This is a genomic window from Lactobacillus sp. ESL0263, from assembly GCF_003692845.1.
In the GTDB taxonomy this organism is placed as follows: domain Bacteria; phylum Bacillota; class Bacilli; order Lactobacillales; family Lactobacillaceae; genus Lactobacillus; species Lactobacillus apis.
In genome coordinates, this window is sequence record NZ_REHL01000006.1 from 162969 (window position 1) to 176315 (window position 13347).

Genomic DNA, 13347 nt, shown 5'->3' on the forward strand with positions numbered 1-13347 from the left:
CGTTTTTATTATAACGCTATATTGTTGATATTCAACCTAAACTTTATTACTCGCTGTAGGATAAATTACTCATCCGATGTAAAGAGTAGCTTTTTACCTGCTTCTATTTGATTTAATAATGGCAAATCTTCTTGTATCACCTGCGCTAAAACGTTAACCCGTTTATCAGCTGGCAAATCACATTTTGTGATTTGTAACTCACCTTGATAACGCATATACAAGCTATCATCACAGGTAATCGTTCCTTTAGGACGTGCCAGAGCTTCGCTATTAGGAGTTGTTCCAAAGAGCTGCCGTTCACGTCCTTCAGCTAAACGAATAACTTTTTCTGCACAATCTCTTCGATTGTGCCATTCGTGACTAAATAGCTCTGGTACTTCTTTGTTTATTCGCAGCGTAATTGCATTCTCTTTAATGTAGTTTTTAAAGCTTCTCAGTGATGCCTGAGATAAGTCAGCATCACCAATAAAAACGTGATCACAGCCGAGCTCTTTCAATTCAAGCATCGCTGCCAATGGATTTTCTTTTCGTTGCTGTTCTACTGTCGGCAAGCCCTCATTAATTGGCCCTCTCTTTTTTGCGTCTCCCGCAACAAAAGCCATCGTCTGCAAGTTCATTTCATGCAGCCAAGCATTTTTAGTAGCTAACCAATTTGTGGATAAACCAGTCTCTGGTCGTGGATAATAATTATGCCACGCTTGTAAATGGGTAAAGTCAGCACAATAACTTCGCAATGCAGTAACATCATCTTTTTCAATCGTGCTTGCATTTAGTGCTATCGGCATCTCTTTTGATAGCTTTGCAATTGTGCTGTAGTCAACTCCTGAATCTATTCTTAATCCTGTTAAATGCAACTTTTTAACCTGATCAATATCGGTAATTGCTACACCCAATTTCTCTAAGCCAGCCTTAGAAACATCCGCAATTAAATCTATATCTAGATTACTACACCACTTGGTTAATTCCCCCAAGCGCTTTAAAACTAGTTTATCATCATCTTCAGGAATATTTAGAGAAGTAAAAATTGTCGTTAAACCAGCATTACGCATTGCCAATAAGTAGTTATAATCATCGGCTGTTAGGTCATGATCCAGATAAATTGAAAATCCAAGCATTTTTTCTCTTTCCTTCATAAAAAAACTGTTATTTCTATTATACTATTTTTTTGAAAGCGATATCAAAATAAAAAAGGCTATAGGTTAAACCTATAGCCTTTTCTTTTGCAGAAAACTAGTTTTAGTTATTTTCTTCAAGTACAAATGTACTCCATGGTTCCACTAGATCAAGTAAATCAAGATCATCCTCTCTCAAGTGGCCAACCAGATTACGCCTACCGTCATTTTCAAATGGAGTTAAGACAATTTGTAGCTCGCCCTTATAGCGAGGATACTTGTCATTTACAACTACAACATCACCAAAATCAAAGGTAGACTTCTCATTATTATGAGCAGGAATGTCCTCATCGGAATAAACCACACGTGGCATTGTGTCACGTAATAAGTATTCAGAAGCGTCACCACGGTATAGATGTTTATCTTTTAAACAAATTGTTTGTTCAATTGGTAGAACACCTTCTTCAAAATCAATTCCTAAAACTGGAAATGGACTATTGAGGGCTGCAGCAGCTGCAGCAAGTTCTTCCTCACTAGCAAAAGCATTACCAATGATAATGTCATCAATCATTTTGCTTAAGCGTAAGTGTGTCACTTGGCTAGCAATGTTTCTTTGACGATCACTTTCCATTGTTGGTAAGCCCTCATGAACAGGCCATGGACCAAATTGCGCATTCTTTGAAGAAATAAATGCAGCGGTGTGTAAACCATACTCACGATATTTGAGTGAATATTCCATAAAAATGTCTTCGCTCAAACCAGTATATTCCTGTGGATAGAAATTATGACAACCAATTAAGTTATCAGGCTCTGGATCATAAGACATAATGCTATCAAGGTAATTCGTACCACGACTCATATTAAGCTCAATCTTTAATCCGTATGGATTATGAGTCATTGCTGCTTCTTCCATCCCGCTGAAGCCTTCGTCTAAGCGCAGGCCCCAAACGCCTAAGTCATGGAAAAAGACTAAATTATTGTAGTCAATGTTTAATTCCTTGAATAAGCCCGGATTAATATCAACAACTGTCGTAAAGCCTAGCTTATTTGCATAAGCAACATCTTTTTTCAACTTAGCTAATAAATCTTCGCCATCATCGCTTTTTAATTGCAATAGCGATGTAAAAATACGCTTATAACCATATTTATGAGCCAAATCCATATACTTTTGATCTTGTTCAAAAGTACTTTGCTCTGGATAAAGTGATATACCTAATTGCTTCATAATTTTATTACTCCTTAAACTAGGACTATTCTGCTTCAGGTTTCATATTGTTAGCAGCAATAACGAATGGTACATAGATAAAGAAACCTATAACCATGTTAACAGCCTGTAACACAATTGAACGCCAATCCATTGTTCCTAAGAATGCGTTGAGGAATGGTGGCATTGCCCAAGTTATTTGTGCTCTAACTGGGTTGACCAAGCCAAACTTCAAAGCAGCATATGAAATTGAAACCATAACTAATGGTGCAAGAACAAATGGAATGAAGTAGATTGGATTCAAAACAACAGGCATACCAAACATTACAGGTTCGTTAATGTTGAAGATACCAGGAACTAATGAAACTTTTGCAACAGCACGTTGATCTTCACGTTTTGAGAAAATCAAGATTGCTAATAGCAATAGTAAGGTGGAACCTGCACCACCAATCCAAACATAAAGGTCAAAGTCTGTTCTTGTCCACATGTAAGGTAATGTTTTACCGTTGTGGTAGGCATTAACGTTAGCAATCAACGCAGTAGTCCAAATACTCTCGGTAACTGGTGCAAGAACGTTGGTACCGTGAATACCGAAGAACCAGAATAATTGAACCAAGAAGGTAATCAATAATACTGACCAGTAACCTTGACTGACTTTCATCAAAGGCTCTTGAATTGTCTTTGAGATAAAGTCAATAACAGTTGTGTTGTTGAGTTGGAATAGATAGTTAATAATACCGACAACATACAAACCTGCAACAGCAGGAATAATTCCAGTAAATGCGTTAGAAACTGCTGGTGGAACACTAGCAGGCATCTTGATTGTAATATGTTTCTTCATCAACATGATGTATACGGCAATAGCAATACCGCCCATGATCATTACTGTGAAGAAACCGTAAGCACCAAAGTACTTGTTAAAGTTGAAGTAACCCCATGCACTAACGTTTTTACCAGCTACAGCAGCACCAGCGTCAGTGATAGCTTTAACATCTCCCTTTGTTAAAGCAGCTTTTAAATCAAGTGAGAAGCTCTGTGGCAGTCCCATGATAAAAGTACCTAAGGTAACTAAACCACCAGCAATTGGTTCAACTTTGTATTGAACACACATTTGGTAACCAAATGTAAATGCAAATAGCAAACCTAGAACAGCGGTTGTACCTGTCCAGACTAATGCATTAATGGCAATTAGCCATTGCATTGAACTTACAAAGCCGGTCCAGCCGAATTGATTTGGTAGATCTCTTACTAACGCATTAATAACATTAGCTACAGAACCTGCCATAATCAATGGCATGATAGAAATGAAAGCATCACGCAAGGCTACAAGCCAGCGAATCGAACCTATCTTTGCAGCAACGGGAACGACATGCTTATTTAACCAGTTAATTAAAGCATTCATTTTAATTTCCTCCTACTATTTTTAACTACACTTGTATTATACCATAGTAGATGAAATCGCTTTAGAAAAAGTGAAAAAAACGCATTAAATAATAGTATTTAATAGGGTTTTTGTATAGTTTTAGATGTATAAAACCATAAATATAAGCTTTTAATTTCGGAAAACAGCTTATTCAGAATTATTAAATAACAGTATTATACGAAAAGCATTATCACTTTTTGCCTTTCATAACTTTTAATAATACCAAAAAAGGACTAATTAAAAATTAGTCCTTTAGTTAGTTTCATAAGTTATACTAGCTCTATTTTTCTTCTAACTTGGCACCTTTATTACTTGCCAAAACAAATGGTAAATATAGGAAAATATCTAAAATGAACAGTAAGAGTGAAAGGATCGTTGCTGGTATATCTCCTGCGGTTGTCACCCATGTAGTTAAAATAGGAGGAATTGTCCAAGCAGGAATAACAACGCTTTTTGCCACTACACCTAGTAATGTTAGTGGATATGCAATTGCAAGGTTAATCAATGGAACAAAGATAAATGGAATTACAAAGTAAGGATTCATTACAATTGGAATCCCAAACATAATCGGTTCAGAAACGTTAAAGATACTTGGAAGTAAGCCCAATTTGGCTACATCACGATATTCCCTACGTTTAGAGGCAATAAAGATTGCTATTAAGAACGGCAGAATCGCACCGGTTCCACCAAACAAAGTGTACATACCAATCCAAGGATTTGTAACGATATTCGGAACGGCTTTGTGGGCAGCAAAGGCAGCCATATTTTGCTGAATTGCTGCTATCATTGGTGGCGAAGTTACTGATGCAACAATATTCTGTCCGTGCAAACCAAAGAACCATAAGAACTGCGTCACAAACTGAATAACGAAACAGCCAATCCATGATTCCATTGCTGCTTGCAAAGGTTTGGAAATTACTGCTTGAACTAAGTCGGTTATTCCTTGATGGAAAATTTGGACATAAGCAAAGGTAATAACCGCAAAGACGATAACTACAAGTGACTCAGGTATTAGTGAATTAAAAGACTGAGCAACCGCAGGCGGTACACCGTCAGGCATTTTGATTCTTAACTTTTTCGCTTTGTAGAAAAACAACAATAGCTCTGTGCTTAGAACTGCCGCAATCAAGCCCACAAACATCCCACCAGATGAAGTTAGAGATTGTGCGTAAACCCCAGCAACTGTAACTGTTTTGACAGTACCAGTTATCACTGCAGGATTATTCAACGGAAACATAATTAAGGCAGTAGCTACACTTAAAATTCCCGCGTGAATTGGACTAATATCGTTCGTACCAATTCTACCGTCAGCAATATAAGAATTAAGCAAACGGTAACCAATTATAAACGTTACAAATATGGTCATAAAGCCCATAGTACCGTTGTTTACCATCGTTCCCATTTCAGTCAATTTAGCTGCATAAGGAAATGCCTTTAAAACTGCAGGTTGATTCAGAACTAACGAATTTAACAATAGGAAAAGCGAGTTAACCATAATTATTGGCGTAATGTCAACAAAGGCATCTCGGATAGCCACTAAATGTCGCTGATTACCAATTTTATTTGCTAAAGGTAAAACAAGCTTATTAATTTTTTCAGAAATATTCATTTTTACTCCCTTAACTATTTTTGAAATTTCTAACTTAAAGGATTCAATTATTGAAACGTTTCAATAATAGTATTATACAATGTTTTTGGAAACGTTTCAATATAAAAATGAAAGCTTTTACAGATTACCTTAGTTTAATTATTTATCCGCTTTAAGTTTTAATACTCCAAAAGGAAATGCAGTTTCTGGCAAAGTAATTCTAGAATCAGAAGACTGAATGCTTTCTTTTGTTTCTAAGTTTTCAACAGATTCATACGAAAAAGTTAAATCAGCAAGAGATTTTTGTTCACCACCCTGTTGTTGTTCGTAAAACAGGTAATGATTGCCATCTTTCTTAGTTAGATATAGCTGGTTTTTTGCATATTCTGGACAACCACGTGTACTATAGACCGCTTCCCCAAAAACTTTCAGCCAGTCACCCAGTTGCTTCATTAGAGCTAATGCAGGTTCTGGTAAGGTCCCATCTGGCTTTGGCCCAACACCTAAAATTACATTCCCACCTAAGCTAATAATCTTTACAATACTACTTAAAATCTCAACAAAGCTTTTATACTGGTCGTTAGGAACATAGCCCCAGTTTTTGGCCAAAGTAAGATTACTTTCCCAAACTTTTTTCGGTGGTACAGTTGGAATTTTTTGCTCTGGGGTAACATAATTTTCATATTTCCCACCAATTGTTCGATCAACAATTAAAGTATCTGGCTTAATCTGCCAAATCTTTTGTGCAATTTCATCCATTGGTAGTTGCTCATGATGCATACTATTAACCCAACCAGCATCAAGCCATAAAATATCAATTGGACCATAATTTTGACAAATTTCTAATAGCTGATTTTCAACGAATTGCTGAAATTGATGCCACAATTCTGGTTTCTCTTCAGGGTCGTAACTAGCATATCGACCTTGCGGGTCTGAATTAGGCTCCCAATAAAAAGGACTATGCCAGTCAGCCTTGGAATAATATGCACCTGTCGCAATCCCTTCTTTGCGAAACGCATTATTCACATACTTTAAAAGATCGGCTTGTGGATTAGTATGAAACACAGAATCTGCTGCCGTTATTTTGTAGTCACTATAGCTTGTGTCGTACATATTAAAGCCATCGTGGTGCTTAGTTGTAAATAACATATACTTAAAACCCGCATCTTTAGCTGCTTTTGCCCAATCATTCGGATTAAATTTAACTGGATTGAATTCCCTATTCAAATTCCAGTAATCATGCCTTAATGTGGTTAAATCTGATCTCCAAGCACCGTGTTTGCGAGCCCAGTCATCTTCTTTAGATAATTGCCACGATTCAACTATTCCTGCTTGCGAGTATAGGCCCCAGTGAAAAATAATGCCAAGCTTTTGATCTTGGAACCACTCAAGCTTATCAACAATTTCCGATGGCAAATCTTGATATGCTTCTTGCTGAGCTGCTTTGTTTTCAATAATATCCTGTCGTTTCTTGTTTTCACTCATTTTCTAGCTCCTTTTGCCAAAAAATCTTATCCTGAATAAATACTTGCTTATCCACTTCTTGATTGTCGAGAAGTTTTAAAGTTGAGTCTGCCACTTTTTCCGCAATTTTATCCACAGGCTGCTTAATTAATGTAATCGGTAGCTTCATGTTTTGGAGTAGGTGAGAGTAACCAAATCCAGCAACTGCAATCTGTGTTCCAACTTCCATGCCAGCATCACGAATTCCTTCTACAACTTGAATTGCATTCGTATAATTGGTAACAAAAATTGAATCAAAGTCGTTTTTTATTAGCTCGGATACAGCTTCATACGCTTCAGTAGTTCCATAGTCAACATAAATTATTTGATCAGATGAAATTTCAACTGACATTTTTTTACATGCCGCATTAATTCCTGCTAATCGTTGTTGAAGTACATAATCGCTTTCAGTTGGAATGATGAATGCTGTTTTCTTTCGCTTTTTCAACATTCGTTCCACAACTTCTTGAGACGCTTGTTGATCGGCACTCAATATTTCTGGAACTGATTTGTCTGCCAAAGATGCTTCAACTGAGATTACAGGAATCCCAACCTGTCCTACTTCTTGAAATGCATCCCACTTAGTTTCAGCTTTCAAAATAATTAATGCATCTACTGACCGTTCAATCAGTTTTTTCAGCTTGTATTCAAAAGTTTCCTTATCGTTTCGGTGACTAGTTAAAAGCAAAAAGTAACCAGCTTGATCAAATAGTTGTTCTAATGCTGCCAGCAGCTGAGAGCTATAAAAGTTATCCATATTATCAACTAAGATCCCAATTGAAAATGATTTATTCATCTTCAGTGCTTTTGCCGTTTGATTTGGGATATAGTGCAGTTCTTTGATTGCTTGCTGAATCTTTTCCTCATTTGCTTTTTTTAAATGAACACCATTCAAATAGCGTGAAATAGACCCAACAGACACACCTGACTTATTGGCAATATCTTTAATCGTGACCATTTTTACCTCTTTTTTTGTTTTTCAATAAAATTATAGGCTGCACCATATAAATTAGCGTCATTATGGTATTGACACGTTTCAACAACAGGCATGATCTTTTCAACTTTCTTTTCCACAAGTTGTGCCTCTAGACGCTTGGCTACTTCAGCACTAAAACTGCTACGCGCTGAAACACCACCACCGATAACAATTGCATCAAAATCGAACGAAACTTGAATGTTATAAAGTCCCATAGCTAAACGGTCATACACTTCGTCAATCAGCTCATTTGCCAACTTATCACCTTGATCAGCCAATAAAAACAGTTTTTCTCCGTCTACATCATCGGCTTCTGTTTGAGCAACATACTTGGCTGCTGCCTTAACAATTGTCGCTTGCATACTCAAGATTAAGCCATCAGCAGTCGACATTAAACCAAACTCGCCTCCAAACAGATGACTACCTTTGTATAATTTTCTGTTTATAAAAACTGCACCACCGATACCAGTACCAACTACAACAAAAGCTACATTGGTAAAGTTTTTGCCTGCACCAATATTAACTTCGCAGATGCCAGCACAATTAGCATCATTCTCAATAGTTACAGGCAGCCCAAATTCTGCTTCAAGCTCATGAAAAATTGGCCGATTATGAATATAGGGTACTGAACTAATACCATCAATTTCACCCTTTGTGTCATCAACTGCTCCTGGAGCACTGATAGCAATCCCATCTATATCCAGTAGTGTATCAAGATAGCGATGCATCTGTTTTACCAGTCCTTTGAAGGTTTTTGGTGTTTCATACTTTTTTTGACACGTAATGTTATGATCGTCACCGAAATATCCACATTTAAGATTGGTGCCACCAATATCGAAAACTGCTAATTTCATTTTTCTCTCCTAGTATTTAGTCCAAGTACCTGCCATTGCTTTGAATTACTTTTTTAAACCACCAGTAACTTTTTTTAGGAATCCGTTTGAGATCAAGGACTTCTTTGTTAGTACGATTAACATAAACCATACCATATCTCTTATCCATGTTGCCTGAAGAACTAGGTATATCAATAAGTCCCCAAACTAAGTAGCCAATAATGTCGACACCATCGATGTACATTGCGTCTTTTAACGCTTGAATATGTTCTTTGTGATATCTAATTCGAAGGTCATCATCAATTTCTTTTCCGTGGTAGTTCTCTCTAATTCCTATTCCATTTTCAATCGGAAACATTGGCAGTTGATACTGATTATACGTCTTGGTTAAAATGTCTCTAAAGCCAGTAGGATCAATTGACCAGCCCCACTCGTTTACTTGCAAAAATGGATTTTCTTTACCGCCATATTGAAGGTAATAATTTGGCGCAGTTTTGTCTGGAATCAAACTACTACTAATTGTTGCACTTTGATAGTAACTAAAAGCGATATAATCACTTTTCATTTCACTCATCTCTTTAAGGTCTTCAGGTAAAACATCCACATTAAGATTATTATTTTTAACAAAACTAATCACTTCGTTTGAGTAATGTCCAAAAACAAACGCATCTAACAAATTTTTGTTAAAGAATTCATCTAGTTGACGTGCATACAAAATATCTTTGGGAAGTGCAGAAACAGGATAAACTTCACTGTAGGCGAGCATGCCACCAATTTTACAGTCCGTTGTTTGATGTAAGTAAGCAGCAATTCTAGCGTGAGCTAGCATCAAGTGATGACTAATGGTATATATATCCGTCAGCGTTTCTTCTTCTTTTAGTGAGCCTGCAATTTTCGCTGCACCAGGCATAAAATAAAGGTTTTGTTCATTAAAAGTAATCCAGTATTTAACACGATCACCAAACAGGTCAATCATCTTTTTGCCGTATCGAACGAAAGCGTCAACTACATACCTACTACTGAAGCCATTATATTTCTTAGCTAGATTTAGTGGCATGTCAAAATGATAGAGGCAAATCATTGGTTGAATTTTTCTTTTTAATAATTCATCAATTAAATCCGAGTAAAATTTAATTCCCTCTGGGTTAAAATCACCATCACCCATTGGGTTTACTCTACTCCATGATATTTGAAAACGATAGCAATTAATTCCCTGATCAGCCATTAAATCTAAATCAGCTGGATATCGATGGTACTCATCAATTGCTTCATCCCATACTGATGAGCCGTCTTCTGATCGATAGTTTGCATAAACAGAGTCGCCTTTTCCGCCTTCATGGACCGCTCCTTCCGTCTGCATGCTTGAAGTTGAATTACCCCACATAAAATTATCAGGTAACGCTTGATTATTCATTTTCATACCTCACTCAATATTTTTGAAACGTTTCAATATATTATAGTAAAACATTTTTATTAAGTAAAGCTTCTTACCACTTAACTGACATATTAGTAAGCTATCTTTGACAACAAAAAATGCCACCAATTATTTGGTGGCATTTAATATAAATGCATTAACTATTTGTTTGTAGTTGCATAATCAGTAATGTTCAAAGTTTGTTGGAAACCATTTGCACTAGTGATTGTTAAAACCGTGTTATTGTTGCTAAATTGAATTGCTGATTTGTCCACGCCATTTGCTGTTGCAGCAAGTTGAACAATTTGATCAGCTTCACTAATACTTAAGTTCTTTAAGTCGTTAACTACTACTTTTTTGCCGTTAAGAGCATTTTTAGCAGAAGTTATTTTGCTTAAAGTATCATTTACCTGTGCAACAGTTGAAATTGCAGTATTAACTTGCGTACCAGTTGCAATAGCTGCATCGTAGGCATCACGTAATGACTTAGCTGAAAGCTTATATGCATCGCTAGCCTTAACAGCTGCTGCTTGACCTAAAGCATCTTGTAGTGGCTTCTTGTCTGTATCAGTAGCAGTAACGGTCTGACTTTTAGCAGTTTCTGGTGTGTTAACTGGAGTAAGTTTATGTCCACTTACAGTGTTAACATCATCATCTTTAATAAAGCCATTCTTATCACTTTGTAATTTGTAGAACAAAACAGCTTTGTTTTCAGATTGAACCCAAATGTAACGTAATTCGTTTACACGAGCAACATGACCCTTAGCAAAGGTCTTTGTTGGTTGTGCAACACCCTTGTCATCGTAGACATTGGTGTCACGCGCAATGGTAGCAAAAGTTGCATTTTGGTCTTCTACTGGCTTTTCATTTGCAGGTTTTAATTGCTTACCAGTGATTACACCAACGTTGCTCTTCTTAACCCATTGATTTTCACCAGGATATTTACTATCGCTAATGCGGTAGTACAATTTGCCATCAATGTACTGTAGCTTATCAACTTGAACTTGTTGACCCTTCTTAAGTAAAGTCTTGCTTGAATTACCTTGGTCATCATAGATATATGCATTATGGTTCAAAGTAATTACCGTTGGATCATTTTGGTTATCACTTGGCGTATCGTCATCATTAACTGGTTTTAAAGTTGCGCCAGATAATTTACCAACGTTAGCTGCCTTGATAAATTGGTTAGTTTGACCACTGATGCGGTAGTAAAGCTTTTTACCAATATAAATTGCTTGATCAAAGGTAGCGGTTTGACCCTTCTTAATCTTCTTCTTGTCAGTCTTACCCTTAGCATCGTAAATGTAGGCATTGTGCTTAATCTTAGCACTTGCAGTAGAAGTGGTTGTGGTAGTTTTAGTAACCTTCTTGCCATCAACGTAGCCAACATTAGCTGCTTTGACAAAAGCGCCACCGCCAATATCGTAAAATTCAATGCCACCAATAGTTACTTTCTCTGAGTATTTTAAGGTATAGCCTTTACCAATGGTCGTGTTCTTTTCACTACCCATATAAGTCTTTAGACGCTTACCGTCCTTATCATATACGTAAGAATTGTGACTTAATTTAATTGTGCCCTTTTTTGAAGTATTTTTCTTGGTAGAAGAAGTATTCGTTGCTGTAGATTTATGAGCTGCTTGAACTACTGCAGTTTGACTCGCACTCAATACTGGACTAACACCAATAAGTGCAGCTGTTGATACCATCATTAATTTATGACTTAGTTTCATTTATCTATTACACCTCATTAAAAAACTATTTTAATATATTTATTGTATACCAAAAATGCAATTAAACCAATTAAGATGGTAACTTCTTACCTTTTCTTAATACTATTTAATTACATTTGGATTGTTTCCTAAATTTAATACTGAAAAATAGATTTATTCCCAATTTTCATCTTTTGATAATGGTAACTTGTGCCAATAATCAGGCTTATTCACCTGACGTCCACGTGCAATCGCCATATCATATTTGTTTACGTCCTTGGTAATAGTAGAGTCAGCTGCAACAAAGGCGTGATCTGAAATATTTACCGGTGCGATTAAAGTTGCTCCTGAGCCAATGAAGGCACGATCGCCAACATTAATGTGATCCTTTTTAATACCATCATAATTAGCAAAGATAGTGCCACAACCGACATTAATGTCTTTACCTAAAGTTGCATCTCCAACGTAAGTCAAGTGACCAACCTTAGAATTTTCGCCAATTTCAGCATTCTTAACTTCAACAAAGTTACCGATATGAGCACCCTTCTTGATGATTGAATTAGGCCGCAGATGCGAATTTGGTCCAATATCAGTGTTTTCAAACATTTGTGAGTTCTCAATTGTTGATGAAGTAACTGTTACATGGTCGCCAATAGTTGAATCAACAATCCGTGAGCCAGAAGTAATCAAGCAATCACTGCCAATTTCTGTCTTACCCTTAATGACAACATTGCCTTCAATAACTGTATCCGCACCAATTTTCACGTCTGAATCAATATAAGCTGTATCAGGATCAATAAAGGTTACACCATTACACATGTGCTTTTCATTAATCCGCTTTTGCATGATTTTGCTTGCTTGTGCGAGCGCAACACGATCGTTAACACCAATACTCTCACTAAAATCACGCATGCGGTATGCGCCAATTCGTTGACCTTCATTGCGCAAAATTTCCAGAACATCAGTCAGATAATATTCACCTTGTGCATTTTGATTATTAACATGTTTCAGTGCTTCAAACAGCAGTTTATTATCGAAACAAAAAACACCTGTGTTAATTTCTTTGATCTTCAGTTCTTCAGGACTACCGTCTTTTTGTTCAACAATTCTTAAGACGTTATCTTGATCGTCACGGATAATTCTACCGTAGCCGTATGGGTTAGGTGCTTGCGCAGTTAAAACAGTAGCTGCATTGCCTTTAGTTTGATGGTAGTCAAACAACTTTTTAAAGGTCTCACTAGTAAACAGTGGTGTGTCACCAGTAATAACTAACGTGGCACCATCTTTTCCTGCTAACTCTTTTTCTGCAGTTAAAACGGCATCACCCGTTCCTAACTGTTTTTTCTGCAGTGCAAATTCTGATTTTCCAGCTAATACCTTTTCAACGTCTTCTGCGCCTGTGCCAACAACAGTCACAATTTTGTCTGGTTCGATTCCCTGTGCGGCTTCAACAACGTGTTCAACCATTGTTTTGCCACAAACCTGATGCAAAACTTTGTATAGCTTAGATTTCATTCTTGTACCCTTGCCAGCTGCAAGGACAATAACAAATTTTTTCATTATTTTTTAGCCTCTTCTAATTTTG

General features: G+C 36.7%; 10 protein-coding genes. All 10 read right to left on the bottom strand.

What is annotated here, in order from left to right:
• Positions 1-65: 65 nt before the first annotated feature.
• A complete protein-coding gene (locus F5ESL0263_RS07140) occupies positions 66-1115 on the bottom strand; it encodes a MupG family TIM beta-alpha barrel fold protein (RefSeq protein ID WP_122035932.1) in 1050 nt (349 codons plus the stop codon).
• A gap of 121 nt (positions 1116-1236) precedes the next feature.
• Positions 1237-2337 (bottom strand): DUF871 domain-containing protein, encoded by a 1101-nt coding sequence (locus F5ESL0263_RS07145; protein ID WP_122035934.1) that lies wholly within the window; start codon positions 2335-2337, stop codon positions 1237-1239.
• 25 nt (positions 2338-2362) lie between these two features.
• Positions 2363-3718, bottom strand: coding sequence for a PTS sugar transporter subunit IIC (locus tag F5ESL0263_RS07150; protein WP_122035936.1), 1356 nt, complete (start codon positions 3716-3718; stop codon positions 2363-2365).
• A 301-nt stretch (positions 3719-4019) separates the two neighbouring features.
• Positions 4020-5348: a PTS sugar transporter subunit IIC gene (locus F5ESL0263_RS07155; protein ID WP_122035938.1), complete on the bottom strand. Its 1329-nt coding sequence runs from the start codon at positions 5346-5348 to the stop codon at positions 4020-4022.
• A gap of 138 nt (positions 5349-5486) precedes the next feature.
• The gene (locus F5ESL0263_RS07160; RefSeq protein ID WP_122035940.1) at positions 5487-6812 is read right to left on the bottom strand and encodes an alpha-L-fucosidase; all 1326 of its coding nucleotides are present in this window, start codon (positions 6810-6812) and stop codon (positions 5487-5489) included.
• Positions 6805-7788, bottom strand: coding sequence for a LacI family DNA-binding transcriptional regulator (locus F5ESL0263_RS07165; RefSeq protein WP_122035942.1), 984 nt, complete (start codon positions 7786-7788; stop codon positions 6805-6807). The genes F5ESL0263_RS07160 and F5ESL0263_RS07165 overlap by 8 nt, the downstream gene beginning before the upstream one ends.
• A gap of 2 nt (positions 7789-7790) precedes the next feature.
• Positions 7791-8660 (bottom strand): ROK family protein, encoded by an 870-nt coding sequence (locus tag F5ESL0263_RS07170; protein ID WP_122035944.1) that lies wholly within the window; start codon positions 8658-8660, stop codon positions 7791-7793.
• 16 nt (positions 8661-8676) lie between these two features.
• A complete protein-coding gene (locus tag F5ESL0263_RS07175; protein ID WP_199724323.1) occupies positions 8677-10053 on the bottom strand; it encodes a glycoside hydrolase family 1 protein in 1377 nt (458 codons plus the stop codon).
• Between the two features lie 161 nt (positions 10054-10214).
• Positions 10215-11783, bottom strand: a complete 1569-nt coding sequence (locus tag F5ESL0263_RS07180) for an SLAP domain-containing protein (protein WP_122035948.1) — start codon at positions 11781-11783, stop codon at positions 10215-10217.
• 153 nt (positions 11784-11936) lie between these two features.
• On the bottom strand, positions 11937-13322 hold the full coding sequence (gene glmU / locus F5ESL0263_RS07185) for a bifunctional UDP-N-acetylglucosamine diphosphorylase/glucosamine-1-phosphate N-acetyltransferase GlmU (RefSeq protein WP_122035950.1): 1386 nt from the start codon (positions 13320-13322) through the stop codon (positions 11937-11939).
• Positions 13323-13347 lie beyond the last annotated feature (25 nt).

Bases quoted from the DNA above. Each gene is read 5' to 3' on its own strand.
- F5ESL0263_RS07175 (WP_199724323.1), bottom strand. From the start codon at position 10,053: ATGAATAATCAAGCGTTACCTGATAATTTTATGTGGGGTAATTCAACT.
- F5ESL0263_RS07145 (WP_122035934.1), bottom strand. From the start codon at position 2,337: ATGAAGCAATTAGGTATATCACTTTATCCAGAGCAAAGTACTTTTGAA.
- F5ESL0263_RS07170 (WP_122035944.1), bottom strand. From the start codon at position 8,660: ATGAAATTAGCAGTTTTCGATATTGGTGGCACCAATCTTAAATGTGGA.
- glmU (WP_122035950.1), bottom strand. From the start codon at position 13,322: ATGAAAAAATTTGTTATTGTCCTTGCAGCTGGCAAGGGTACAAGAATG.
- F5ESL0263_RS07160 (WP_122035940.1), bottom strand. From the start codon at position 6,812: ATGAGTGAAAACAAGAAACGACAGGATATTATTGAAAACAAAGCAGCT.
- F5ESL0263_RS07155 (WP_122035938.1), bottom strand. From the start codon at position 5,348: ATGAATATTTCTGAAAAAATTAATAAGCTTGTTTTACCTTTAGCAAAT.
- F5ESL0263_RS07165 (WP_122035942.1), bottom strand. From the start codon at position 7,788: ATGGTCACGATTAAAGATATTGCCAATAAGTCAGGTGTGTCTGTTGGG.
- F5ESL0263_RS07140 (WP_122035932.1), bottom strand. From the start codon at position 1,115: ATGCTTGGATTTTCAATTTATCTGGATCATGACCTAACAGCCGATGAT.
- F5ESL0263_RS07180 (WP_122035948.1), bottom strand. From the start codon at position 11,783: ATGAAACTAAGTCATAAATTAATGATGGTATCAACAGCTGCACTTATT.
- F5ESL0263_RS07150 (WP_122035936.1), bottom strand. From the start codon at position 3,718: ATGAATGCTTTAATTAACTGGTTAAATAAGCATGTCGTTCCCGTTGCT.